Source organism: Kushneria phosphatilytica (assembly GCF_008247605.1).
In the GTDB taxonomy this organism is placed as follows: Bacteria; Pseudomonadota; Gammaproteobacteria; order Pseudomonadales; family Halomonadaceae; genus Kushneria; species Kushneria phosphatilytica.
This window is the reverse complement of the sequence record NZ_CP043420.1, coordinates 2664127-2691055: the sequence shown is the minus strand read 5'-3', so window position 1 is coordinate 2691055 and position 26929 is coordinate 2664127. Positions and strand designations below refer to the sequence as shown.

General features: G+C 59.9%; 19 protein-coding genes. 15 read left to right on the top strand and 4 right to left on the bottom strand.

The features are described 5' to 3' along the window. The first annotated feature begins 15 nt into the window (after window positions 1-15). The 9 genes from glgB (FY550_RS12365) to glgB (FY550_RS12325) all read left to right on the top strand — a co-directional run bounded on the left by glgB (FY550_RS12365) (window position 16) and on the right by glgB (FY550_RS12325) (window position 19860). Entirely contained in the window at window positions 16-2211 is a 2196-nt protein-coding gene (glgB, locus tag FY550_RS12365) for a 1,4-alpha-glucan branching protein GlgB (protein ID WP_199287807.1), read from the top strand. Then, entirely contained in the window at window positions 2208-4010 is a 1803-nt protein-coding gene (treZ, locus tag FY550_RS12360; RefSeq protein ID WP_233350205.1) for a malto-oligosyltrehalose trehalohydrolase, read from the top strand. Before glgB (FY550_RS12365) ends, treZ begins: the two co-directional genes overlap by 4 nt. Next, window positions 4007-6160, top strand: a complete 2154-nt coding sequence (malQ, locus tag FY550_RS12355) for a 4-alpha-glucanotransferase (RefSeq protein WP_070978691.1) — start codon at window positions 4007-4009, stop codon at window positions 6158-6160. The genes treZ and malQ overlap by 4 nt, the downstream gene beginning before the upstream one ends. Then, the gene (gene treY, locus FY550_RS12350; protein WP_070978694.1) at window positions 6157-9006 is read left to right on the top strand and encodes a malto-oligosyltrehalose synthase; all 2850 of its coding nucleotides are present in this window, start codon (window positions 6157-6159) and stop codon (window positions 9004-9006) included. Before malQ ends, treY begins: the two co-directional genes overlap by 4 nt. 12 nt (window positions 9007-9018) lie before the next feature. After that, on the top strand, window positions 9019-9477 hold the full coding sequence (locus FY550_RS16975) for a DUF2934 domain-containing protein (protein ID WP_070978696.1): 459 nt from the start codon (window positions 9019-9021) through the stop codon (window positions 9475-9477). A gap of 84 nt (window positions 9478-9561) precedes the next feature. Continuing rightward, complete coding sequence (glgX, locus tag FY550_RS12340; protein ID WP_084388114.1) at window positions 9562-11850, top strand: glycogen debranching protein GlgX; 2289 nt, start codon at window positions 9562-9564, stop codon at window positions 11848-11850. 72 nt (window positions 11851-11922) lie between these two features. Then, entirely contained in the window at window positions 11923-14103 is a 2181-nt protein-coding gene (locus tag FY550_RS12335) for an alpha-1,4-glucan--maltose-1-phosphate maltosyltransferase (RefSeq protein WP_084388115.1), read from the top strand. Between the two features lie 40 nt (window positions 14104-14143). Beyond that, complete coding sequence (gene treS / locus FY550_RS12330) at window positions 14144-17629, top strand: maltose alpha-D-glucosyltransferase (protein WP_149054556.1); 3486 nt, start codon at window positions 14144-14146, stop codon at window positions 17627-17629. Next, a complete protein-coding gene (gene glgB / locus FY550_RS12325) occupies window positions 17626-19860 on the top strand; it encodes a 1,4-alpha-glucan branching protein GlgB (protein WP_070978700.1) in 2235 nt (744 codons plus the stop codon). Before treS ends, glgB (FY550_RS12325) begins: the two co-directional genes overlap by 4 nt. 54 nt (window positions 19861-19914) lie before the next feature. Here glgB (FY550_RS12325) and FY550_RS12320 read toward each other — a convergent pair whose 3' ends face one another. The 3 genes from FY550_RS12320 to FY550_RS12315 all read right to left on the bottom strand — a co-directional run bounded on the left by FY550_RS12320 (window position 19915) and on the right by FY550_RS12315 (window position 21897). Then, window positions 19915-20433, bottom strand: coding sequence for a hypothetical protein (locus tag FY550_RS12320; protein WP_070978710.1), 519 nt, complete (start codon window positions 20431-20433; stop codon window positions 19915-19917). 190 nt (window positions 20434-20623) lie between these two features. Further along, window positions 20624-20797 carry a hypothetical protein gene (locus FY550_RS16900; RefSeq protein ID WP_168169323.1) on the bottom strand — a complete coding sequence of 58 codons (174 nt, stop codon included), beginning with the start codon at window positions 20795-20797 and terminating at the stop codon, window positions 20624-20626. A gap of 104 nt (window positions 20798-20901) precedes the next feature. Next, on the bottom strand, window positions 20902-21897 hold the full coding sequence (locus tag FY550_RS12315) for a YihY/virulence factor BrkB family protein (protein WP_070978712.1): 996 nt from the start codon (window positions 21895-21897) through the stop codon (window positions 20902-20904). Between the two features lie 181 nt (window positions 21898-22078). Here FY550_RS12315 and FY550_RS12310 point away from each other — a divergent pair, with 181 nt between their 5' ends. The 3 genes from FY550_RS12310 (at window position 22079) to FY550_RS12300 (ending at window position 24306) form a co-directional block, all read left to right on the top strand. Next, window positions 22079-22501, top strand: coding sequence for a hypothetical protein (locus FY550_RS12310; protein WP_070978715.1), 423 nt, complete (start codon window positions 22079-22081; stop codon window positions 22499-22501). 15 nt (window positions 22502-22516) lie between these two features. After that, window positions 22517-23902 carry a hypothetical protein gene (locus tag FY550_RS12305; RefSeq protein ID WP_070978717.1) on the top strand — a complete coding sequence of 462 codons (1386 nt, stop codon included), beginning with the start codon at window positions 22517-22519 and terminating at the stop codon, window positions 23900-23902. A 140-nt stretch (window positions 23903-24042) separates the two neighbouring features. Further along, window positions 24043-24306, top strand: a complete 264-nt coding sequence (locus FY550_RS12300; protein WP_070978720.1) for a glutaredoxin family protein — start codon at window positions 24043-24045, stop codon at window positions 24304-24306. Between the two features lie 91 nt (window positions 24307-24397). Here FY550_RS12300 and FY550_RS12295 read toward each other — a convergent pair whose 3' ends face one another. Then, window positions 24398-24736 carry a hypothetical protein gene (locus FY550_RS12295; RefSeq protein WP_070978722.1) on the bottom strand — a complete coding sequence of 113 codons (339 nt, stop codon included), beginning with the start codon at window positions 24734-24736 and terminating at the stop codon, window positions 24398-24400. A 237-nt stretch (window positions 24737-24973) separates the two neighbouring features. Here FY550_RS12295 and FY550_RS12290 point away from each other — a divergent pair, with 237 nt between their 5' ends. The 3 genes from FY550_RS12290 to FY550_RS12280 all read left to right on the top strand — a co-directional run bounded on the left by FY550_RS12290 (window position 24974) and on the right by FY550_RS12280 (window position 26875). Continuing rightward, on the top strand, window positions 24974-25219 hold the full coding sequence (locus tag FY550_RS12290; protein ID WP_407657368.1) for a CsbD family protein: 246 nt from the start codon (window positions 24974-24976) through the stop codon (window positions 25217-25219). A 222-nt stretch (window positions 25220-25441) separates the two neighbouring features. Then, complete coding sequence (locus tag FY550_RS12285) at window positions 25442-26434, top strand: adenosine deaminase (protein ID WP_070978724.1); 993 nt, start codon at window positions 25442-25444, stop codon at window positions 26432-26434. A 42-nt stretch (window positions 26435-26476) separates the two neighbouring features. Further along, window positions 26477-26875 (top strand): glutaredoxin family protein, encoded by a 399-nt coding sequence (locus FY550_RS12280; protein ID WP_070978728.1) that lies wholly within the window; start codon window positions 26477-26479, stop codon window positions 26873-26875. The last annotated feature ends 54 nt before the right edge of the window (window positions 26876-26929 follow it).

The window sequence follows — 26929 nt, the reverse complement described above, 5'->3', positions numbered from 1 at the left end:
TCGGAGCACTCGATCATGACGATGAGTCGCGCAGAGCGAGCGGCCATCGACGCCCTGGCGGCGGGTGTCCATGGCGATCCGGGCCTGTGGCTGGGGCCGCATGATAACGGAGACGGCGTGGTTATCCGCACGCTGTTTCCGGGCGCCCGGGCGGTGGAGGCCATTGATCCTGCGGGAAAGTTTCTGGCGGATTTCGAACCGGTTCATGAAACCGGTGTCTTCCGTGCTCACCTGAAACGTCATCAGCCCTACCGACTACGCATTCACTGGTCGGATGAGAGCATTCAGGAGAGCGAGGATCCTTACGCTTTCGGCCTGCGGCTGGGCGATCTTGATCTGCACCTGTTCAACGAAGGACGGCACTTCGAGCTTTATCGTCTTTTCGGTGCTCAGCCGGTTCATCATGAGGGTGTCAGTGGTGTTCATTTTGCCGTCTGGGCGCCCAACGCCCGGCGGGTTTCCGTAGTGGGCGATTTCAATGGCTGGGACGGCCGGCGTCATCCGATGCGCTATCACGCTACAGCAGGGGTCTGGGAGTTGTTCGTGCCCCGTCTGGGTGTTGGTGAGCTCTACAAGTTCGAGTTGATCGGTCGGAATGGGGGCCCGCCGGAGCTGCGAGCCGATCCCATGGCTCGCTTCTGCGAGCAGGCGCCGGGCAGTGCTTCGATCGTGGTCGATAATGCGCCGCTGACCTGGCAGGACGCTCACTGGTTGCAGCGTCGCCGCGAAATGGACTGGCACCATGCACCGCTTTCCATTTATGAGCTGCATGTCGGTTCCTGGCGGCGTGGCGAGCACGGTGAGGTGTTGGACTGGGATAAACTGGCAGCACGACTGATTCCCTGGGTAGCCGATCTGGGCTTTACCCATGTCGAGCTCTTGCCCATTACCGAACATCCCTTCGGCGGCTCCTGGGGCTATCAGCCACTGGGCATGTTTGCCCCCAGCTCGCGCTATGGGTCACCGGCGGCTTTCGCCCGCTTTGTCGATGCCTGTCACAACGCAGGTCTGGGCGTGATTCTCGACTGGGTACCCGCGCATTTTCCTGCGGATGCTCATGGTCTGGCGCAATTTGACGGTACGGCGCTTTATGAATACGCCGACCCGCGCGAAGGTGTTCATCGTGACTGGAATACGCTGATCTACAACTTCGGACGCCATGAGGTGCGCGGTTTTCTGATTGCCAGCGCCCTGTACTGGATCGAACGTTTTCATATCGATGGCCTGCGGGTCGATGCCGTCGCCTCGATGCTTTATCGCGATTACAGCCGTCCCGACGGCGAATGGGTGCCCAATGTTCATGGCGGCCGTGAAAACCTCGAGGCGGTCGCTTTCCTGCGCGAACTCAACAAGGTCATTGGCGAGCGCTGCAGTGGTGTCATGACCATTGCCGAAGAGTCCACGGCATGGCCGGGAGTGACGGCTCCGGTAGCAGTGGGCGGGCTTGGTTTTACCTTCAAGTGGAACATGGGCTGGATGCACGACACCCTGCACTATGTCAGCCGTGATCCGCTCTATCGCCGCTACCACCATCACGATATTGCCTTCGGGCTGCATTATGCCTTCTCCGAGCACTACGTACTGCCGCTTTCCCACGATGAGGTGGTGCATGGCAAAGGCGCCCTGCTGACGAAGATGCCTGGTGACGAGTGGCAGCAATTCGCCGGATTGCGCGCCTACCTGGCTTTCATGTGGGCCCATCCCGGCAAGAAGCTCCTGTTCATGGGGGCCGAAATCGGTCAGCGCCACGAGTGGCAGCACGATAGTGAGCTCGACTGGTATCGCCTCGATGAGCAGGGGCCGCGCGGCCTGGCACGGGCTCTGGCTGATCTCAATCGTATCTATAACGAAGAACCTGCGCTGCATGTGGGAGATGGCAATCCCGAGAGCTTCACCTGGGTGGTCAGCGATGACGCGGATAACAGCGTGTTTGCCTTTCTGCGTTCGGGCGAGGCAGGTACGGCGCCGCTGCTGGTAATTGTCAACTTCACGCCCTGTGCCCGCTACAACTATCGCGTCGGTGTGCCGGCGCTGAGTTCGTGGTGGGAAATCTTCAACAGCGACAGTCGTTTTTATGCCGGCTCGGATCTCGGCAATGGCAGTGCGCTGCACGCCCGGCCGACCCCCAGCCACGGCTACACGGCTTCGCTCGAGCTGACCCTGCCCCCGCTGGGAACGCTCTATCTGCGTCAGGGAGACTGGCCGATATGAGTACACATGACATGGACGATACTGCCTGTATCGATCGTTTTCAGTTCATGACGGCCTACGGTGCCACGTTGATTGATGCCGGGCGTACCCGGTTCGATCTCTGGGCGCCCTCGCTGGAGGCGGTTGACCTGGAGCTGGAAGATGCGGGCAGTGAGCCACAGCGTCTGGCCATGACCGATGAGGGAGAAGGGCACTTCAGCATCGAGGCGCGTTGCGGACGCGATGCCGCTTATCGTTTTCGCATTCGCGATGATCTGGCAGTCCCCGACCCGGCTGCCCGCGCGCAGCATGGCGATGTTCAGGGGGCCAGCCGCGTGGTGGATCCGCGTGCCTTTCGCTGGCGTCACACGGAGTGGATGGGGCGTCCCTGGCATGAGGCCGTAATTCTGGAAGTGCATGTTGGAACGCTGGGTGGTTTTGCAGGGGCGGCCGAGCGGTTGCCGCAGTGGGCCGAGCAGGGCATTACGGCCATTGAGCTGATGCCGATCAACGAATTCCCCGGTGCCCGCAACTGGGGGTATGACGGCGTGCTGCCCTACGCTGTCGAGGCTTCCTATGGCAGCCCGGAAGATCTCAAGGCATTGATCGATACTGCTCATGGCCTGGGGCTGATGGTGCTGCTGGATGTGGTTTATAACCACTTCGGGCCGGATGGCAACTATCTGCCTGAATATGCCGGCGCGTTCTTTCGCAGTGATGTTGCGACGCCATGGGGCGATGCCATCGATTTCCGCCATCCCCGGGTGCAGCGATTCTTCATCGATAACGCCCTGATGTGGTTGATGGAGTATCGCTTTGACGGGCTGCGGCTGGATGCCGTACATGCCATTGATGATGATGAATTCCTCGGACAGCTCAGCGACGAGATCGGCAATACCGTCGAACTGGGTCGTTACGTCCACCTGGTGCTGGAGGATGAACGCAACTCGGCAGCCCTGCTGGAATCAGCCTTTACTGCGCAGTGGAATGATGACTTTCACAATGTCATGCACGTTTTGCTCACCGATGAACAGCATGGCTATTACAGCGACTACAGCGAACAGCCTACCGAGGGATTGGCACGGGTGCTGGGAGAGGGGTTCCTTTATCAGGGCCAGCCGAATGGTCGGGGAGAGCCCCGTGGCGCTCCGAGCGTCTACCTGCCGCCTACCCGGTTCGTCAATTTCCTGCAGAATCATGACCAGATCGGCAACCGGGCCTTCGGTGAGCGCCTGATCGAGCTTGCCGACCGCGCGCGACTGGAAGCAGCGACTGTACTGCTGCTGCTCTCGCCTCCCATTCCGCTACTATTCATGGGCGAGCAATGGGGCGAAACGCGGCCTTTCCTGTTCTTTACCGATCACCGCCCGGAACTGGCCGAGGCCGTGCGGGAAGGTCGGCGTAGCGAGTTCGCGGCTTTTCCCGCCTTTGCCGATTCGGAGGTGCGCGCCACCATCCCCGATCCCAACGCCGAGGCCAGTTTTTCCACCTCCGTGTCCGAATGGCGCGATGGTGACGAGCATCAGCAGCACTGGTTCGATCTGTATACCCGATTGCTTGAGTTGCGCCATGCCGAAATCGTGCCACGGCTCGAAGGCGCTGAAACCCTTGATGCTGAAGTACTGGGAGACAAGGCGGTTCATGCGCGCTGGAAGATGGGAGATGACAGCGTGTTATCGCTGGCGGTGAATCTCGGCGATACCTCGGTGATGCAGCCGGTATTGCGAGGTCATCAGTTATTCGAATGGGGCACGGGGGAACAGGTCACCGAGCTGCCCGGAGGCGCTATTCGCGTCTGGCTGCTGGAGGCCGGAGTATGAGTGAAGTGACGTCATCGCTTCATCGCCTGGCGCAGGCGGCAGGTATTGCCATCGACTGGGTGGATAACTCGGATACTCCCCACCGCGTCAGCGATCCCGTGCTGAGCTCGTTATTGGCGGGGTTGGGACTGCCTGCCGATGATGCGCAGCAGGTTGCCGAGAGTCAGCGGCATCTCGATCAGTTGCATCACCCCGAAGAGCCTGGCCAGTGGCCGCCGTTGCTGACCGCACAGGCCAGTCAGCCGGTCGCGCTGCCATCATCACTGCCCGCAGGCAGTCGCTGGCGACTGACCGATGAGAGCGGTGGTGTGCGTGAGGGTGATATCGAAGGTACCGGGGCGCTGTTGGCCCCGGAGCAACCGGGTTATTACCAGATGGAAGTCATGCAGGCTGACGGTGCGACTGACCAGCAAAGCGATCTGGCCGTGGTCTATCACGGCACGCTGGCAGTGGCCCCCGAGCGCGCCTTTACCCTGGATGATATTGATGTCGCCTCCCTGCCGCGTGAGCGGCGCTACGGGCTGACGGTGCCTGTCTATGGCCTGCGTCGTCAGGGGGATGGCGGGCTGGGTGATACGGCTGCCCTCGAGCAACTGGTCAGAAATGCCGCTGCCGCTGGCGTGGACAGTGTGGCGATCAGTCCGGTGCATGCCCTGTTTGCGCATGATGCCGAACGGATCAGCCCTTACGCGCCTTCCAGCCGACTGGTCTATAACGCCCTGCATGCCGCGCCCGATCAACTGATGGGGGAGGCCTTGACCCGGGAGGCCTTCGAGCTGGATCGGGTAAGACTCGAAGCCCTGGAATTGATCGACTATCCAGCCGTGGCTGCAGCGCGCTGGCGCTGGTTGCGTCGCGTCTTCGAGCGCTTCAGTCATGCCCGGGGCGCTGCCGAGGATCATGGGCTGAAAGCCGATTTTGCGCGTTTCCGTCGCAGCCGCGGCCGGATACTAGAAGAGCACTGCTGTTTCGAGGCGCTATGTGCCGCTTTCGGTGACCCGGGCAGCTGGCCTGAAGGGTACGATCATATCGAGCGGCCACTGGTGCAGGAGTTCATGCGTCGTCAGCGCGAAGATGTTGCCTTTCATGCCTTCACTCAATGGCTGATCGACCGGGGCCTGGCTCGAGCGCAGCGCACGGCGGTTGACGCCGGTATGGCGATTGGAGTGATCGCCGATATTGCCGTGGGTGTATCTCCCCAGGGCAGTCAGGCGTGGAGTCGCCCCGAAGAAACCCTGACCACGCTGGATGTCGGCGCGCCGCCGGACGATTTCAATCCGAATGGGCAGAACTGGGGGGTTGCCGGATTTTCGCCCCAGGGGCTGGTACGCGAAGGGTTTACCACCTTTATTGAAACCCTGCGTGCCGGATTTCGCCATGCCGGTGGTGTACGGCTTGATCACATCATGGGGTTATCGCGGCTCTGGCTGATCCCACAGGGCGATGCGCCTACCGAAGGCGCCTATGTCAGTTATCCGGAAGAGGCGTTGCTGAGACTGGTCGCGCTGGAGTCCTGGCGGCATCGTGCCATTGTGATCGGCGAGGATCTGGGAACGGTCGATCCCGATTTTCGTCAGCGTCTTGACGAACGGAGCATCTACGGCATGCGAGTGCTGTGGTTCGAGCGTGAGGAAACAGGCGCATTCAGTTCGCCTGCAAGCTATACCCGCGATGCCGTGGCCATGACCAGTACCCACGACCTGCCCACCGTGGCAGGCTGGTGGCAATCGCGTGATATCGACTGGCGTGAACGCCTGGCGCTGATCGACGACCCCGAGGCCGAGCGGGTGCAGCGTGACGAGGAGCGTGAGCATCTTGCCGAGGCACTGGGCATTGAGCCGACCGCTCCGACCGCTTCGGTCGTCGATGGCGCTATCCGGCTGATCGCCCGCACTGCCAGTCGTCTGGCACTGATTCCGATCGAGGATCTGATGGGCGAAGTCGAGCAGGCCAATCTGCCCGGCACCGTGGATGGCCACCCCAACTGGTGCCGGCGGCAGCCGCCTGAAGCGACTACTCTCTCCTGTGCCGCTGCCCAGACCCGCCTGGAGATCCTGCGTCATGCCCGTGCACCCTGCATGGACAGTGCCACGCTCGAGCGGGCCTACCACATCACCGACCCCGACAACGGTCCGGAGCAGTCTTCATGACCTCGTTACGTGCCACGCTGCGTCTGCAGTTTCATCCGGGATTTACTCTGGATGACGCCTGCGAGCTGGTCGACTACTGCAGTGCATTGGGTATCAGTCACCTCTATGCCTCCCCGCTGCTGAAATCGCGCACCGACTCTACCCATGGCTACGATGGTGTCGATCCGACCCGGATCGATCCCCAGCTGGGGGGAGAAGAGGCACTGGCACGGCTGGTCGAGCGCCTCCACGCGCGGGACATGGGGCTGATCATGGATATTGTGCCCAATCATCTGGCCATCGGTCATGAGAATCCCTGGTGGCAGGATGTCCTGCAGATGGGGCAGCAGAGTGCCCATGCCCACTTCTTTGATATCGATTGGCACTCGCCTGACCCAGCGTTGCAGGGACGGATGCTGTTACCGCTGCTGGGTGACACTTATGGCTCGGTGTTGCGTTCCGGGGAGCTGCAACCGGGATTCGACGCTGAGCTCGGTGAGCTGCAGGTAAGCTATCACGAGCATCGTTTTCCGCTGGCCATGCACTCGCTGGGTCCGCTGCTTGAGTCGGCAGGTGCTTCGTCGCTGGCAGCGCTTGCCAACGCACTGCCGCTGACAGTAGACGAGGCCGAATCGGCACGTGCTGGCGTGGCAGAATTGCGAACGGCGTTGCAGCAATGGCTGACCCAGTCATCGGCACGTGACGCACTGGCGCGGGTACTTGCGGATCATGACGGCAGTACACCCGAGAGGGCCGAGCGACTGCATGCACTGCTGGAGCGTCAGTGGTATCGGCTGGCCTGGTGGCGTGCGGGTAATGATGAACTCAATTGGCGACGCTTTTTCGATGTCACCGAGCTGGCTGGTGTGCGAGTCGAGCTACCGGATGTCTTTGAAGCCGTGCATGCCCGGGTATTCGATTTGATCGAACGGGGCTGGGTGGATGGTGTTCGTATCGATCATGTCGATGGCCTCGCCGATCCGAGGGGCTACTGTCTTCAACTGCGGACGCGGCTTGATGAGCTGGCCGCCAGGCGCCCGGTCACGACACGGACCAGTGCACCGGATCGGCTACCGATACTGGTGGAAAAGATCCTGGCCGAGGATGAACAGCTGCATGATGACTGGGGTGTGGATGGCGATACCGGCTACGCCTTCATGAACAGTGTCAATGCGCTACAGCATCGACCCGATGGAGAAGCGCCCCTGGCCGCACTGTGGTCCTCACTGTCCGGGCGGACTGCAGATTTCAGTGAAGAGACGGTGCGATCGCGGCGGCTGATGCTCAAGAGTCTGCTGGCGAGCGAATTCGAGGGCACGGTGCGGGCCCTGCGGGCAGTAGCCTGCAGTCATCCCGATCATCGTGATCTGACCACAGGGATGATTCGACGTGCGCTGCGTGAACTGGTTGTGCAGTTCGGTATCTATCGGACCTATGCTGATGACCATGGCCGACCGGTACAGGACGAGCCGCATTTTCAACGAGCGCTGAAAGTCGCGCGATACTGCGTTGAGCCGCCCGGGCAGCAGGTGCTGGATGCGCTGGAGTGCTGGCTGGGCAGCGAGGCGCCCGTCAACTTCCCGGAGCCCGAGCGGACGGCTCGATTGCGCGCCATTACCCGCTTCCAGCAGCTGACCTCGCCAGTGGCCGCCAAGGCCGTCGAAGATACTGCCGGCTACCGCTGTGCGGTACTGCTGTCGCGCAGCGATGTCGGTTTCGAAGCCGACACCTTTTCGATGTCGGTTGAACGCTTCCATGCGGCCAACCAGGACCGACATGCCCGCTTTCCACACGCCATGCTGACCACCGCAACGCACGATCACAAGCGTGGTGAGGATGTGCGAGCTCGCCTGGCGGCGCTGTCGGAATGGGCCAGCGTTTACACCGAGGCGGTGCGTCAGTGGTTCGTTGATGCCAGTGCCCTGCGCGGCCGAACAGCCTCGACCGGCGGTGTCACCGTGATGCCCGCTGATGAGCTGATGCTCTATCAGATTCTGGTAGGCGCGTGGCCGCTGGATCTGCTGCCTGATGACGAGGCCGGCATGACGGCCTTTGCCGAGCGGATCGAGGCCTGGCAGCAGAAGGCCCTGCGTGAGGCCAAGCTGAACAGTCACTGGCTCTATACCAATGAGCCTTATGAGCAGGCCTGTCGCGATTTCACCCGCGGGCTGCTGACTTCTCCCGAGATGCATGAGCTGCGTCATTCGATTCATGGCATGGCGATGCGTATTGCGCCAACAGGGGCCATCAATTCACTGGTGCAGACCCTGCTGCGGATGACGGCGCCGGGTATGCCGGATCTCTATCAGGGAACGGAATACTGGGATTTCTCGCTGGTCGACCCTGATAACCGACGCCCGGTCGATTTCGAAGCTCGTCAGCGTACGCTGGCCAGCTCGGACTCGCTGGTCGAATTGCAAACGCACTGGCAGGACGGCCGCATCAAGCAGGCATTGATTCATGGAGTGCTGATGTTGCGTCAGCGCTATCCGGTGCTGTTTGCAGAAGGTGAGTATCTGCCGCTGTCCGTTGAGGGTGAGGGGGCCGATCAGGTGGTGGCCTTCCAGCGACGCCATGGCCAGCAGCAGCTCGTTGTGGTGGCTGCCCGGCATGCAGGCACCATGTCTGGTGAGGGGTTGCAAATTGATCCGGAATGCTGGGGGAGAACCCGCATCCGCTGGTTTGACGAGAGCAATATGCAGGTCTGTCGCATGCCATGGAAGGATTGGCTGACAGGACGCACCATTGTCCTGCACTGCGCCGAATCCTCACTGGGTCGGTGCATGGAACAGAGCGTGACACTTGGTCGATTGCTGGCCGAGTTGCCGTTTTGCCTGCTCGTGCGTGACGATGCAGGTGATCCCTGAGGAGGGGTAACGATGGACGAACAACTGCGTATCAGATTGTTGGCCTACCGTATCTGGGAGTCGGAAGGCTGTCCGGAAGGGCAGGCCGAGCGGCACTGGCATATGGCCACTCGACTGGTCGAGGCCGAGCATCGCACCGAGGCTCATGCACCGATGCCGGAAACGGGGGTCAGGGAGTCGGTTGATACTGTGGCGCCGCCGTCAACGCCCGAGCCGGCACCAGCGCCAGAGTCGCCCCAGCCGGAGCCGGAAGTGGATCCGACACGCCCCGATGAGCCCGAAATCGAGCAGCCACCCGAGCCGCCTGAAGACGTACCACCGCCGCCGGGTGTTCCCGAGACAGGCCCCGACCCTGATGTGCCACCCGAAACACCGGTCCCCGACAAGCCACGCAGCCGCAGCCGGCGCGCACGCAACGGGGATTCGGGTACCACCGGCAGCCGAGCGACAAGACGTCCTCGTAAATCATGATCCGTGACCGATGCTGTTGTGGCAGAGGTACGGTCGGTGATATTCGCCGAAGTGCAATGGAATTCCCCGTCGGAGCTCTGATTGATGAATGACCACACCATGTACGGTGACAGTGACGATCCTGCTCGGGGTACCGAGCACGGTGTCAGCCATGATGAGACAGCCATGCCTCCGGGCGGCTGGGATGTGCCCGATGAAGGGGAAATTAAACAGCCTGACGAGATGATGCAGGGGGTACAGCGTTCGCGAGTACGCGAAGGGTTGCCATGGCCCCTGGGGGCGACCTGGGATGGTCTGGGCGTCAATTTTGCGCTGTTTTCCGCCCATGCCACGAAGGTTGAGCTCTGCCTGTTCAATGCCGATGGCAGTGAGGAGCTCGAGCGCATCGAGCTGCCCGAATATACCGACGAGGTGTGGCATGGTTATCTGCCCGATGCGCGCCCCGGTACGATCTACGGGTATCGGGTGCACGGCCCCTATGAGCCGGAACAGGGACATCGTTTCAATCCCAACAAGCTGCTGATCGATCCTTATGCCAAGCAGCTGGTGGGTGAGCTTCAGTGGGACGATGCCCTCTATGGCTACACCATCGGTCACGAAGATGGCGATCTCAGTTTCGATGAACGGGACAGCGCCCCCTTCATGCCAAAATGCCGGGTCATCGATCCGGCCTTTACCTGGGGGCGTTCCCGGGAGATTCATATTCCCTGGGACGATACGGTCATCTATGAAACGCATGTGCGTGGCTACACCATGCGTCATCCGGAAGTACCGGAATCGTTGCGTGGCACTTTCTCGGGGCTGGGGGTGCCGGCCATTACCGATTATCTGCGGACCCTGGGCATTTCATCGGTTGAGCTGATGCCGATTCATGCCTTCGCCGATGATCGCCATCTGCAGGAAAACGGGCTGCACAATTACTGGGGCTATAACACTCTGGCCTTTTTTGCCCCGCATCCGAAATACATGGCTACCGAGACCGTCAACGAGTTCAAGGAGATGGTGGCGCGGTTACATTCGGTCGGTCTCGAGGTACTGCTCGATGTGGTGTACAACCATACCGCCGAAGGCAATGAAATGGGCCCGACGCTGTCGCATCGCGGCATTGATAACGCGACCTACTACCGGCTGATGCCGGAAGAACCGCGCTATTACATCAACGATACGGGCACCGGCAACACCCTCAACCTGTCTCACCAGCGCGTGCTGCAGATGGTCACGGATTCGCTGCGCTACTGGGCCGAGGAGATGCGGGTGGATGGCTTCCGCTTCGACCTGGCCACCATTCTCGGGCGAGAACCGCACGGTTTTGATGAGGGCGGTGGCTTTCTTGATGCCTGCCGTCAGGATCCGCTGCTATCGCAGTGCAAGCTGATCGCCGAGCCCTGGGATTGTGGCCCCGGCGGCTATCAGGTCGGAAAGTTCCCTCCCGGCTGGGCGGAGTGGAACGATCGTTTTCGTGACACCATGCGCTGCTTCTGGAAAGGCGATGAAGGTCAGCTGGCGGAATTCGCCACACGCATGACCGGCTCTGCTGACCTGTTTGCCCATCGTGGTCGCAAGCCCTACGCCTCGATCAATTTCATCACCGCGCACGATGGTTTCACGCTACGTGACCTGGTGACCTACAACGATAAGCACAACGAAGCCAACGGCGAGGACAACAACGACGGTCACGATGACAACCACTCCTGGAATTACGGTGTGGAAGGAGAGACCGACGATCCTGATATTCGCGCAGTGCGGCTTTTGCAGATGCGTAATCTGCTGACCACATTACTTTTCTCCCAGGGCACGCCGATGCTGCTGGCAGGCGATGAATTCGCTCGCACCCAGGCAGGGAATAACAACGCCTACTGCCAGGACAGCGAGATCGGCTGGGTTGACTGGAATCTTTCTGATGAAGGGCGGATGCAGCTGGCCTTTACCCAGCGTCTGATTGCCCTGCGCCGACACTTTCCGGTACTGCATCGATCGCGCTTTCTGACCGGTGAATACAATGAAGAACTCGATGTCCGCGATGTCACCTGGATGACGCCAGCGGGTGAAGGCATGACCATCGATGACTGGGAAGACCCCGAAGCCCGGGCGATTGCGGTACTGCTTGATGGACGGGCTCAGCCAACAGGTATTCGCCAGCGAGGTAGCGCCAGCACGCTGATGCTGCTGATCAATACCCATTCGGATGAGGTTGAATTCCGACTGCCTGCCGTGGATAGCGGTGAAGGCTGGCATTTCCGATTGCATACCGCTGAACCGGAGCGACACAGCCTGCCCATGCTTGAGGGGGAGGAGAGCTACAGGGTGACTGGTCGATCGCTGGTGTTGCTGGAGCTGGTCCAGGGGCACGAGAGTGATGGACTCGGTTGGTAGCGCGGTCACATCTGCTATCGACCGGGTCAGTACAGGGCTACAGGACACGCCAGTGGCGGTCAGGGAGGGACCATGAAAAAGTCGGTACAGGGTGGCGCGTCGCGTGCGAAGAAGGCGCCAGTGGAACAGGTCGATGATCGTTCGGCCATCACTGGCCAGGTCGGCACGGAGTCGAGTACAGCGGCTGATGCAGCATCGCAGGCTGTAAAGCCCGCTCGCCACTCGCTTGCGGAAATGATGCAGGCGCCGCGGTTGGCGATCGAATCGGTCATGCCCAGCGTGGATGACGGCCGTTTCGCTGCAAAAGCGATCATCGGTGAACCGTTACGGGTCACGGCCGTGATCCTCTGCGATGGCCATGACACGCTGGCAGCCCGGGTGCACTGGCGATCGGTGCAGGCCGGGCAGGCCGATACTGCTGCCGGCTGGCACAGTGCACCAATGAGCCTGGTGCAGCCACCGGGTAATGATCTGTGGGAAGGGGTTATCACGCCACAGTCACTGGGTCGCTGCGAATTCGTCATTGAAGCCTGGCGTGACGCCTTTGCGACCTGGCGCAATGAGCTGGTCAAGAAACACGCGGCTGGCGTGCCGATTACACTGGAGCTCGAAGAGGGGCGCCGGCTGGTGGCCGATGGCCTGGAGCGTTTGGTGGCCGACGATCAGACCACCAATGATCCGGCGGTAAAACACCTTCGCCAGGTGATGGACGGACTTGATCAGGCATCGACCGAAACAGCCGAACGTGTCGATCTCCTGCTGAGCCCGGATACTCAGCTTGCGATGCAGCAGGCCGATGCCTTCGAACACCTTACCTGCAGTGACCGTTACTATCCGCTGGAGGTGGACCGCGAACGCGCCGTCTTTGCCAGCTGGTATGAACTCTTTCCCCGTTCACAGACCGATGATCCCGGGCGTCATGGCACCTTCGCCGATGTTCACCAGCGGCTGCCGATGATTCGCGACATGGGCTTTGATGTGCTCTATTTCCCGCCCATTCATCCCATTGGTCACACCCATCGCAAGGGACGCAATAACACTCTGACGCCGGCGCCGGATGATCCCGGTAGTCCTTACGCGATCGGCAATGAAGCTGGCGGACATGATGCCATTCATCCCGAACTCGGCAGCTTCGAGGACTTTCGTGCGCTGGTGCGCGCTGCGCATGAGCATGATCTGGAAATCGCGCTGGATTTTGCCATCCAGTGTTCACCGGATCATCCGTGGCTGGCGGCGCATCCCGGCTGGTTCGACTGGCGGCCTGACGGCACCATTCGCTACGCGGAAAATCCGCCCAAGAAATATGAGGACATCGTCAACGTCGACTTCTACGCCGGGGATGCTCGACCGGCGCTGTGGGAGGCGCTGCGTGATGTGGTGCAGCTTTGGGTAGACGAGGGAGTGAAAATCTTCCGCGTCGATAACCCTCATACCAAACCCTTTCCGTTCTGGGAGTGGCTGATCGCCGATATTCGCAGTCGCGATCCCGAGGTGCTGTTCTTTGCCGAAGCCTTCACTCGGCCGGCCATCATGGCCAGGCTGGGCAAGATCGGCTTCAACATGAGCTACACCTACTTCACCTGGCGCAATACCAAGGCCGAGCTGAGCGAATACCTCACTCAGCTCAATGAGTCACCGCTGCGCGAGTGCTATCGGCCCAATTTCTTCGTCAATACGCCTGATATCAATCCGATCTTTCTGCAGTCCTCCGGCCGCCCCGGATTTCTCATTCGTGCCGCGCTGGCCACCATGGGATCGGGACTCTGGGGCATGTATTCCGGCTTCGAGCTGTGTGAATCGGCGCCGATTCATGGCAAGGAGGAGTATCTCGACGCCGAGAAGTACGAAATCCGTCCGCGCAATTATTTTGCACCTGGCAACATCAATTGGGAGATCGCTCAGCTCAACTGGATTCGACGCGATAATCCGGCGCTGCAACGCCATACAGGGGTGACCTTCCTGCACATCGACAACGACCGAATCCTCTATTTCGCCAAGGCCACCCCGGATCTGGAAAACGTGGTGCTGATTGCCATCAGTCTCGATCCACACAGTGCTCAGGAAGGGCATTTCGAGTTGCCATTATGGTGGTTCGGGCTCGATGACGACGCCGAACTTTATGGTGAGGATCTGATGAACGGCCACCGCTGGAGCTGGTTCGGCAAGTGGCAATGGACGCATCTGACCCCGGAGATGCCATTCGGCATCTGGCGCGTTAGCCCGCCCGGTCGGGGCTGGCATGGGGCTGCATGAAGAATAGTGGCGATGAAGTCAGGGATGAGGGGGCAGGATCATGATCAATGTCAACGGCAGGGTCGTTCAAACCTCCCTGCAGTCGGTCGAGAGTGCTGCAGCAAGATCCGGGGAGGCGGCCGAGCGCTTTATCGAAGATCCCTTGTGGTACAAGGATGCCGTCATCTATCAGGTGCACGTCAAATCGTTTTTCGATGCCAATAATGATGGTATCGGCGATTTTGCGGGGCTGATCGAGAAGCTCGATTACATTCAGTCGCTGGGGGTCAATACCGTCTGGCTGCTGCCGTTTTACCCATCGCCGCGCCGGGATGACGGCTACGATATCGCTGATTACTACGATGTCAGCCCGGACTACGGCACCCTGGCGGATGCCCAGCGTTTCATCAGCGAGGCACATGCCCGTGGTTTGCGGGTGATTACCGAGCTGGTCATCAACCATACGTCCGACCAGCACCCCTGGTTTCAGCGTGCTCGCCAGGCACCCCGCGGCTCCTCGGAGCGCAACTTCTATGTCTGGTCGGACAGCGATCAGGCCTACAGTGGCACGCGCATCATCTTTCTGGACACCGAGCACTCCAACTGGACCTGGGATCCGGTCGCCGGGCAGTACTTCTGGCACCGTTTCTACTCTCACCAGCCGGATCTCAATTTCGATCATCCGCCGGTCATGGAAGAAGTGCTTCGAGTATTGCACTACTGGCTGGCGATGGGCGTCGACGGCTTGCGGCTGGATGCCATTCCGTATCTGATCGAGCGGGAGGGCACCAACAACGAGAACCTGCCCGAGACTCATACCGTGCTCAAGCGGATTCGGGCGGAGATTGATCGCCACTATCCCGACCGCATGCTGCTGGCCGAAGCCAATCAGTGGCCCGAGGATACACAACCCTATTTCGGCGGTGATGAAAGTGGTCATGGTGATGAGTGTCACATGGCCTTCCATTTCCCGCTGATGCCGCGCATGTATATGGCATTGGCTCAGGAAGATCGCTTTCCGATCACTGACATTCTGCGCCAGACACCGTCCATTCCCGACAATTGCCAGTGGGCGATCTTCCTGCGTAACCATGATGAACTGACGCTGGAGATGGTCACCGATCGTGAGCGTGACTATCTGTGGGAACACTACGCAGCCGATCGGCGTGCTCGCATCAACCTGGGTATTCGCCGACGGCTGGCACCGCTGATGGAGCGGGATCGGCGCCGGGTGGAACTGCTCAACAGCCTGCTGCTGTCGATGCCGGGTACGCCGGTGTTGTATTACGGCGACGAGATCGGCATGGGGGATAACATTCATCTCGGTGACCGGGATGGCGTGCGTACCCCCATGCAGTGGTCCATGGATCGTAATGGCGGCTTCTCCCGGGCTGATCCGGCGAGTCTGGTGCTGCCGCCGATCATGGATCCGCTCTACGGTTTTCAGACCATCAATGTCGAGGCGCAGGCGCGCGATGCCCATTCGTCACTGAACTGGACACGTCGGTTGCTGGCAGTCCGCAATCGTCATCGCGCCTTTGGTCGCGGCACGTTACGTATGCTCACGCCGGCCAATCGGCGCATTCTGGCTTATCTGCGCGAATATACCCCGGAGAATGGCGAGACTGACGTGATTCTCTGCGTGGCCAATGTCTCGCGTACTGCTCAGGCGGTAGCGCTCGACCTGTCGGCGTTCGAGGGGCTGGTGCCGGTGGAAATGATCGGTGGCAGTGCCTTTCCGCCGATCGTGCGCGCACCCTATCAGATGACGCTGCCGCCCTATGGCTTCTACTGGTTCACGCTTGCCGGCGAGGCACGGCTGCCGGCCTGGCATACGCCGGCACACAGCGTCATGCCCGATCTGCTGACCCTGATTATCAAGCGCGGCATCGAGGATATCCTGCAACCCCCGGCTCGGCGTCAGCTGGAGCGGGATATTCTGCCCATCTATCTGGCCCAGCGGCGCTGGTTCGGTGCCAAGCAGGCCGCGCGGATCGAGGTCGAGATCGGACACACCACCATTCTGACGCCGCCCCCCGGCGATGAAGTACCCAGCGTGCTGTTGTGTGAAACCCGAACAGAGACTTCGGAAGAAGGACCGGCGCAGCACTATTTGCTGGCACTGACGCATGTGGATGAACAGCATCCTTCGGCGCTGGTGGAGAGTCTGGCCCTGGCCCGGGTGAGACGTGGGCGTGAAGTGGGCTATCTCACCGATGCCTTTGCCATGCCTGCCGTGATTCTGCGCCTGATGGAATCCCTCAGGGCAGGACAGCGTCTGCCGCTGGAGCATGGAGAGCTGCAGTTTGTCCCCAGTGACCGATTGGCACCGCTGTGGGCGGAGATGATGCCGCAGGAGCAGGATGTCCGCTATCCCGGTGTCGAGCAATCCAACAGCTCGGTCATCATCGATGAGCGCATCGTGCTCAAGCTGATTCGCAAGATCGAACCCGGGCAGCATCCCGAAGCCGAAATGGGCCGCTATCTGACAACGCGTGGCTTCGAGCATATTGCGCCCATGCTGGGAGAGATTGTGCGTGTCGATGAGGCCGGTGTGCCTCATGTCCTGATGGTGGCTCAGGGATATGTCGCCAATCAGGGCGATGGCTGGCTGTGGACGCTCAATACGCTGGATCGTGCAATGCGTGAAGCCAGCGAAGAGAAGGTTCAGGAAGGCCTGAAGGAAGAGGGTGGCAGCAGCGAACCGCCTCTCGGCGAAGGATTCGGGGCCATGTCCACGCTGACCACTTTCGCTTCACTGCTCGGTAGACGACTGGCCGAAATGCATCAGGTACTGGCCAGCCCCACCGAAGACCCCGATTTTGCGCCGCAGGTCATTGATACTGATGAGGCTCATGCCTGGGTTGAACGTGTTCGTGCGCGGGTGGCCGAGGCCATGGCTGTACTGGGTCATCGCCAGACGGATCTGCCTGAAGTGAGTCGGGAGCGTGCGGCTGTGCTGCTGAGCAGTCGGGATCGCATCGAGCAGTGGTTGCAGGCAGTGGAGCCGCAACTGCAAGGGGCGCTGCGTACCCGCATTCATGGCGATCTGCATCTTGGCCAGGTGCTGGTAGCTCAGGAAGATGCCTGGCTGATCGATTTCGAGGGCGAACCGGCTCGACCGCTGACTGAGCGACGTGCCAAACACAGTCCGCTACGCGATGTGGCCGGTATTCTGCGGTCCTTCGATTATGCCGCCGCCATGGCGCTGGAAAATGCCCAGAGCAGCGAGCGTGATGAGGCCACTCTGCAGCAGGATCGTCGGGTGGCAGAGCAGTACTACCGTGAGGCCAATGCCGCCTTTTTGTCCACCTATCGTGAAGTCGCCGGATATTCGGCGAGCAACGCTGAACAGGGAGAAATCTTTACCAGTATTCTGAGCCTGTGTCTGCTGGAGAAAGCCGCTTATGAGCTGACCTATGAAGCGGCCAATCGTCCCGACTGGCTGAAGGTGCCGTTGTTCGGTCTGGCTGCTCTGGCAGAAGCCATGCAGCGTTCGGACGACCACGGCTTTCACGAACGCCGCTACCCCGGGAGAACGTCATGAGTGATAACCGCCGTGCCGAATCGGCTACCACGCAAGCCACTACCCTCGACAGGGAAATTGACGATCATGTGGCGCAGGCATTGGGCGAAGGGCGCCATGGCGATCCTTTTGCAGTGCTGGGACCGCATGAACAGCCTGATGGCAGTGTCATCCTGCGCACCTGGCTGCCCGGGGCAATCGGAGTCGAGGTACGGCCCCGTGAGGCTCCGGATCGTTTGCTGGCTCGGCTGGAGCGTAGTCGGCTACCCGGCCTGTTCGTGGCGCATCTGGATTATATAGAACCCTATGTACTGCATGTGCGCTGGCCATGGGGAGAGGAGGTGGTCGAGGATCCCTACAGCTTTGACCTGTTGCTCGGCGAGCTTGACCTCTATCTGATCGGTGAGGGGACGCACCGCCGGCTGGGAGGGTGCCTCGGCGCTCATGCCATGAGCGTCGAAGGCATCCCGGGTGTGCGTTTTGCGGTGTGGGCACCCAACGCTCAGCGTGTCTCGGTCATCGGGGATTTCAATCAATGGGACGGCCGTCGTCATCTGATGCGCAGGCGTCATCCCTCCGGGGTCTGGGAGCTGTTCATCCCCCGCCTTGCGCCCGGCGCGATCTATCAGTTTGATCTGATCGGCGCGGATGGCCAGTGGCTGCGCAAGGCGGATCCGGTGGCCCTGGCCACACAGCCACCGCCGCTGACAGGCTCCGTGGTGGCCGATCCAGCCTCCATCGAATGGCATGATGCCGACTGGCTGGCGACACGCAGCAAGCGTCAGTCCACCGAGGCACCCGTTGCAATCTATGAGCTGCATGTGGGTTCATGGCGTCGCCATGGCGGTGATGATGGGGAGAGCTATAACTGGCAGGAGCTGGCGGAATCGCTGATCCCCTACGTCAGTGAAATGGGGTTCACGCATATCGAACTGCTGCCGATCATGGAACACCCCTTTGGTGGTTCCTGGGGCTATCAGCCGCTATCGCAGTTCGCACCCAGTGGACGCTTCGGCTCACCGCAGGCGTTCGCGGCCTTCGTCGATGCATGCCATGTGGCCGGCATTGGTGTCATTCTCGACTGGGTTCCGGCGCACTTTCCTACCGATCCACACGGACTGGCCCGCTTCGATGGCACTGCACTCTATGAGTACAGCCATCCTTACGAAGGGTTTCACCAGGACTGGAATACCTATATCTATAACCTCGGTCGGCGTGAGGTACATGGCTTCCTGCTTTCATCGGCACTGCACTGGCTGCGCGAGTTTCATATCGATGGCCTGCGCGTGGATGCCGTGGCCTCCATGCTGTATCGCAACTACTCCCGTCGCGACGGGGAGTGGATACCCAATCGCTACGGTGGCCAGGAGAATCTCGAGACGATCGATTTTCTCCGCCACCTCAACGAGGTCGTTCATGAAGAGGTGCCCGGTGCGCTGATGATTGCCGAGGAATCCACGGCCTGGCCGGGAGTGACAGCGCCGGTAAGCGAAGGCGGGCTGGGCTTCGACTGGAAATGGAACATGGGGTGGATGCACGACACCCTGAGCTACATGCAGCAGGATCCGCTCTATCGCAGTTACCATCATCATCAGATGACCTTTTCGATGGTTTACGCCTATTCCGAGCGTTTTGTGCTGCCGATTTCCCACGATGAAGTGGTTCACGGCAAGGGGTCGCTGATTGCCCGGATGCCGGGAGATCGCTGGCAGCAGTTTGCCAATCTGCGTGCTTATCTGACGGCCATGTGGACACACCCCGGGCGCAAGCTGCTGTTCATGGGTTGCGAATTCGGCCAATGGCAGGAGTGGAGTCATGATCGTGAGATCGACTGGTGGCTGCTGAGTGAGGCGGGCCATGCGGGGTTGCAGCGGCTGGTGCGCGAACTCAATCTGCTCTATCGCACGCTCCCGGCGCTGCATGAACAGGATGATCGACCACACGGCTTCGAATGGATTGTAGGGGACGATGCCCAAAACAGCGTGCTGGCCTGGCTACGCTGGAGCCATGAGGAAGGCGTGGCGCTGGTCGTGGTCAACTTCACGCCGCGTGTGCTTGAAGACTATACCCTTGGGGTCCCCAGAGAAGGGCGCTGGAGCGAACGCTTCAACAGTGACAGTGAGCTTTATGGTGGCAGTAATATCGGTAATGGTGGCGGGGTAGTGGCATCGCAGACCGCTTCGCACGGTCATCCCTGCTCGTTGAAACTGACGCTTCCACCGCTGGGTGCGGTGATTCTGATGCCGGAGTAGGGCTTTTCCGCAAACCACCGACCGCTGGCACCCAGCGGTCGGTGACGAGCGACATTACTGCTCGGGGCTGATGGCGTCGCTGGCTTTTTCCAGCAGGCTGGAAGTGGCCTCACGGGTGCTCTGCCAGGCGCTGGAGGCACTCTCGCGAGTATTTTCCCAGGCTTTTGCAGCGTCGCGTTTGGCGTTCTGCCACCAGTCATTGGTGTACTGCGCCTGTTTGGCCACCTGGGCTTCGTCCATGTTGACGGTGACCCGATAGCGGAGTTCATCGAGATTATCGTCGTTGGTGGTCTGGACGGTGAAATGACCCTTTTCGATCACATACTCGTGATCGCCCAACTGGCTGTCATCGTCGGTTTCGATCACCAGGGCCTGAACGCCCATGTTTTCGCCCAGCAGGATATCCTCGACTTCACCGATACTTTGCTGATCCTGTCCCTGAAGATAGACATCGGCATCCATCAGCTCGCTCGAGGAGTAGAGCCCCTGGGGTGCGGCAAAGGCCGAGGAGGCTCCCAACAGGCCGGCCGTGACCAGAATTGTGCCTGCCAGACGCTGAACCGGTTGCATCATGTACACTCCCTTTCGTTGATTGCCGAATCTCCCTTGCCCGGTGCCACAAGCGGTACAAACCGTTTGGTGACAACGGTTCACGAAAGCGCGCTTACACGCCCTCGATCAGATCGACTATAGAAAAAAACACTGTTTTTTCAACTCGGGTGCCGGTGTGGCGTCCGGGAATGACCTCAGGCAATCGAACGTCTCAGCGGGCGGTCGGGCGATCATCAACGGGTGGCATCGAAGGAACCTTGCTGGTGCGGGTCGCCCCTCGCATCGGCTCGTCTACAGCCGTATCGATCTTCTCATCAGTGTTGAACATGTGCCGTGCCCGCCATGGCAGACGATCCCGTTGGGTATAACGCTTGAAAAGCTTCATGTGTCGGCTCCTTGCCGGTTCTTGACCTACTGGCTATCGCCTTATCATGCACATGAAGTTTTCGGGTGACGATTGGGCGTTGGTCCTGTATCCATCGAGCGGCTTCAGCGCCGCTCATGGGCATCATCCGCCACGGTGTCTGCTGCCCAGGCGCCTCGCTGTCCCATGGGTCTGGGATGGCCGATGGTCGTATCCCGCGCCGTCTGACGTTCAAGCTCACAGTTGAGTGTGGCGCCCAGCAGTACGATGAAGGCAGACAACCAGAACCACATCAGCAGAATCACGACCGCGCCGATGGCCCCATAGGTTTCATTGTAGCTGGCAAAGTTGCGAACATAGATTGAAAAGCCGATTGATCCCACCAGCCATAACAGGGTGGCGGCGATCGATCCGGTACTGATCCAGCCGAGCCGGGGTGGGCGCCGGCTGGGGCCGAAGCGATAGAGAATCGTCAGCGCCATCATGACCAGCGCCAGCAGCAATGGCCAGCGGACATAAATCAACAGGGCATTGAGCATCCCGCCGAACGGTAATCGAGCGATCAGGGCCGGCAGCAGGGTAATGGTCCCCAGGGTGACAATGGTCATCAGAATCAGCCCGGCTGTCAGCACCCAGGTGATCAGGGTGCGTTTGATCAATCCACGCTCTTCACGTTCGTTGTACATGATATTGAGCCCGGCCATGAACCCTCGAACACCCTTGGAAGCGCTGACCAGGGTCAGGAGCAGACCACCGATGGCGGTGGCCCCCAGACCACTACCGGGCTGGGTAGTCACGGCAAGGGCTTGCTGTTCAATCAGGGTGGCGGCTTCACTGGGTAGTACACTGCTGAGCATGTTGATCTGTGCCTGCACCTGGTCAGGATCGAAGATCATGCCCCACAGTGAAATGAAAGCGGCAATGGCCGGAAACAGTGCGAGCAGGCCATAGAAGGCGATACTGGCCGCGATCAGGTTGGCATGGTTGTCATTGATTTCGGCACGGACACGAAGCAATGTCTGCCACCAGCCGCGTGCCGGAATGGCCATTGGCGTGTCGGCTTCACGTCCGATGGTATGGTCGGAGGAAGAGGGGGGCGCCGAAGCAGGCCTGTGAGTCATGACATTACGCTTCCTGCAGTCAATGGGATGGCGTCCGGCCATCAATGAGTCCGGCGTGTCAACGCCGGCTCCGAGATGAAGTCTAGATGGTTTGGCACCATTGTGGCAGGCGTTGCGTTCGGGGTGTAAGAAGCAGCTTCCATGTTTTTCCTGCGAGAATGATTCCGATGGGCAGAGCGACATGAAGGTATGGCTGGAACGATTACAAAGGCGCTTGAAGCCCACCAGGGGCCCTGTCGGCCATGGCGTGATTATCTGCGGCATCGAAGCGGTGCACTATCGATTACAACAACAGCTTGTTGCCTCGTCAGGGCTGCGCCTGGAGGCGCTGGTCAGTGATGCGCCCTGGCAGCACGCGACCCGGATTGCAGGTGTGCGCGTCTTTTATCCGAGCGAAATTCCGGCGTTGATCGAGCGGACGGGCGCTCGCGCGCTGATCTACTGTCGGGAAGCGGATCTGACAATGTTTGATACAGCCTCGAGACGGTCACTTGACCATCAGCCGGTGCAGCTGATCGCGCTTGATCCGGACCGGGTCGCCGATCCGGCGGCCTGGCTGGCGGACCTGTTGGCGGGGAAAGAGAGCAAAGGCACAAGCCAATAGGAGGCAGGCAGCACCATGATCAGTGCCGAACGCAGGGATGGTTTCAAGCTGCGCCTGACCCGGGTACTGCGTGAATCCACGCCTCATCAACTGGATCTCTATCTGTTTGTTCCCGGCGAGCTGGGGCTCAACGCCCGATACATGTCGGAGGAGAGCTTCTATCATCAGGCCTTCCATGTTCGGCGCATGTATTACAGCAGCCATTACCGGCTGCCCCGGCGTGAAGACGGCGCGGATGATGAAGAGCGTGCCAGTGGTCAGGGGTACCGGGTACGGCTGAGCCTGTATGCCTGGCAGTATGTGGTAGCACTGGAGCACACCGTCCAGCAGTTGATCGAAGACGCTGACGACATCACGGCGGTTCGACTCGATGAGCTGGCCAGTCAGTGTCGGGATGTTCTAAAGCGAGTGCGCCAGACCACCCCCCGGCTCGACAAGCATCAGCGTTACTATCGCAGTATCGATAACTACCTCTCATGGTTCAGCGAGCAGCAACTGCTGCGGCTGGTGGCCCATCTGCCGTCGGGTGACCATCTGACGGCGGCGAGCGAGCGTCTGTTGGCATTCTGCCGGGATGAGGATGCCCATCGCGAGCAGCAGGCCTATAACTCGGCACGGGTAACCGCCGATCCATCACGCATCTCCAACAAGATGCGCCGTCTGCGGCGGTTGATCGAGTATCCCCTCACCCTCAGGCAGACAACCCAGGAACTTGGCGCCAATGAAGGACGCATGGTGCGAGCGCTGGCCGCCGGACTGATCATGATCGTGATGTCTGCATTGCTGCTGGAAGCTCGTCATGTCATGAGCAACCTGACGCTGCAATTTGTACTGGTACTGGCGCTGCTGTATGCCATGCGCGAGGTCTTCAAGGAGGATCTGCGTCATACCCTGCTGCGCTGGCTGCGCAAGGGGCGCCCTCGCTGGCGCCGACGCTACTTCGATGTTGATAGTGGTGATACGGTCGGACGTCAGCTCGAGTGGCTTGACTATACGCGCTATCGTCATCTGGATGCTGCGATTCAGGCCGCACGCAAGGGCAGTCTGGGGCAGCGCGAAGAAGTCATCCTGCACTATCGCAGTCGGTCACGCATGTCACCCGGCCGTTTCCTCGGCGGTTACGAGAAAATGCGTGAAACCATTCTGCTGGATCTCCAGCCCCTGTCGCGCCTGATGGACCGTGAAACCCACCATGTGTATCGACTCAAGGATAATGAGGTGGTGCGTGATGAAGTCGAAAAACGCCATCAGCTCAATTTGCTGACCCGCTCCAGTGAGGGCCAGCGGGTGGTCCATCAGCGCTGGAAGGTCACCATGAATCGATCGGAAATCGTGGATATCGAGGAAGTGACGGTCCCGGCATCGCTTAATGAGCCTGCCGCCGAAGAGACGGATCGATAACGCTCATTCGAGTGTCAGAATTTGGCAAGTCAGTGATCGCCAGCCACATTAAGAGAAGAGAGTGAATGGTAAGGGTGCCTGTCATGGCCCTTGTCACGGTTGAAACAACGCCCCTGTGAGCGGGCAAGGGAGGGAATTGAATGACTCAGGAGTTGGTGCTTTATCAGTTTCCGGCATGCCCGTTCTGTCAACGGGTGCTGCGCCAGATTGAACAACTCGATCTCGATATCGAACTGCGTGATACGCGTCGCGATCCTGAAGCCCGCCAGGAATTACAGCAGGGGGGCGGGCGTACCATGGTGCCCTGTCTAAGGATCACGAAGGATGATGGCAGTGTGGAGTGGATGTACGAATCCGAGGATATCAATCGCTTCCTGGTCAGCCGTTATGGCAACCGGGGGTGAGAAAAACGCGATGATATGAGTGTCCGCACATCAAAAAGGGAGCAGAGCATGCTCCCTTTTCCTGTTCTGTCTGAAACACACGCTTGAGGCGTCAGACCAGATCGGAATAGCCGTTGGAATGATGAGCGCCATGATGATCCGATTTTTGGCTGCGCTTTTGCTCATTGAGCATTTTTCGCGCCCCAATCATGGCGATCAGGCCAAGCGGAAAGAAGATCAGTGAACCGATCGATACCAGTGTCGAGCCTGCACGGCGGGTAACCGGACTGAGACAGAGCAGCGCGCCCACAACAGAAATACCCCACAGGCCGAGTGCCAGGTAGAATACGTCCTGAAGTGCCGGGTCCATGTAATAACTACTGGTAAAGCTGGACCAGAGTGCCAGAATCCCCAGCAGATTCAGCACTACACCGATTATCATCGTGAGCATGTCGCGATGTACTCCCTTGTAGTGACTCCACAAAAGTATATCAAAGCGCCAGCAGGACGATGTCGGCGTTATGTGCGCTTTTGTAACTGTAGACAGTCGTAAGACTATTGTTTTGTGCCTCTGGTGGTATCGTAATGTCAGAGTTCGAGAGGCTTTGTAGCATGTTGCATACTGTTACAAACAAGACTGGCATTCATCGTAAATTGAACCATGCTGAAGTCAGGTGACGGCATGGGCATGTCGTCATTTGCCGAGGGTCAATCGACCCGACATGCCAGCAAGGAGGTAGGTGTCATGGCAAAGGATTCAAAGGCAGACAAGGCCGAAGGCGCAATCGACAAGGCTGCCGGCAAGCTCAAGGAAGGGGTTGGCAAGGCAACCGATAATCATCACACCGAAGCCGAAGGCAAGGCCCAGCAGGCAAAAGGCCATGGCAAGTCGGCCCGGGGTGAGACCAAGGACGCCCTGAAAGACCGCAAGTAACACATCTGTCCCTGTAGGTGAATGATTGCCGTGGCAGTTGACTGCCACGGCAATTTCGTTTCAGGGGCCAGCTTTTCATGCGTGCCATGGCAGATCGATGTCCGAAAAATGTGAGTGATGCCTGCCGCCATGGCAAGATGTCGCCCCATCGCGCGTCTCATCACTTGCTGGCCGAGTGGTGATGTCGTGTCCCGTACTTTTTCATCATCCTCGGAGGCGACGATGAAGACCTGGCTCAAGGCGCTGCCCAAGGCAGAGCTGCACCTGCATATTGAAGGCACTCTGGAACCGGAGCTGATGTTCGAACTGGCGGCACGCAATGGCGTGACCCTGCCCTATGCGAGTATCGACGAGGTGCGGGCAGCCTACGAGTTCAGCAATCTGCAATCGTTTCTTGATCTCTACTATCAGGGCATGGCGGTACTGCATACCGAGCAGGACTTCTTCGAACTTGCCATGGCCTATTTCGATCGTGCCCACGCCGATGGCGTGGTGCATGTCGAACTCTCCTTTGATCCTCAGCCACATCTGTTGCGAGGTCTTGAACCGAGTGTGCCTTTCGAGGGGCTTGAACGGGCCATGCGGGAAGCCGAGCAACGCTACGACATTTCCAGTGCGCTGATCATGAGTTTTGTGCGCGATCGCTCTGCCGAGGAGGCGATGACGGTGCTTGAACAGACGCGTGCCTGGCATCATCGCCTGGCGGCGATCGGACTCGATAGTGCCGAGCTGGGTAATCCCCCGGAGAAGTTCGCTGCCGTTTTCGAACGCGCCCGTGAGCTGGGTATCCCCCGGCTGGCTCATGCAGGTGAGGAAGGCCCGGCCACCTATATCAGTGGCGCGATGGATGCACTCGGCGTTTGCCGGATTGACCACGGCGTGCGCTGTCTCGAGGATCCGGCACTGGTTGAGCGCCTGAAAAGTGAACAGATGCCGCTGACCGTTTGCCCGCTCTCCAATGTCTATCTCAAGGTGGTTGAGCGGCTCGAGAATCATCCACTGCCCGGGTTGCTTGAGCAGGGGCTGAAGGTGACGCTGAATTCCGACGATCCGGCCTATTTTGGTGGCGGCATGCTCAACAACTTTATCGCGTGTCACGACGCTTTCGGCTGGGATCAGGCGACTTTCAGGCAGCTGGCCCGCAACGCACTGGAAGAAGCCTTCATGAACGACGAACGACGCAGTCGGCTCTTGTCGGCAGTGGCCAACTGCTGAAGCTGACCGTCGCAGGAAGACCAGACAACCGGGAGTAATATCATGGGTATCGTGGCTCGCACTTTCTTCAGGGGCGTTCGGCGGGCGTTGGGGCCGGTCATGATCGCCAACGAGCGACTCACCCGGCCGCAGCCGGTCGCACGCGGCATCGAGGCGCAGGCCGAAGTGGATCAGGCCTGCCAATCCCTGGCGCTCTATCAGTACCGTACCTGTCCGTTCTGCATCCGGGTGCGCAAGGAGATGCACCGACTAGCCCTACCGATCGAGCTGCGCGATATCCGCCAGCATGAGCGCGATCGACAGGCGCTCGAAGCCGGTGGCGGGCGGGTGAAAGTGCCTTGTCTGCGTATTGCCGACGAGACCGGTGAAGATGAGTGGATGTATGAATCCGAGGAGATCAAGCGCTACCTGCAGCAGCGCTTTGAACCGGCTACCGGCTGAACGACTGCCGACTTGCGATACCTGGTGCTATCAACCGCTACCAGCGATGGCACG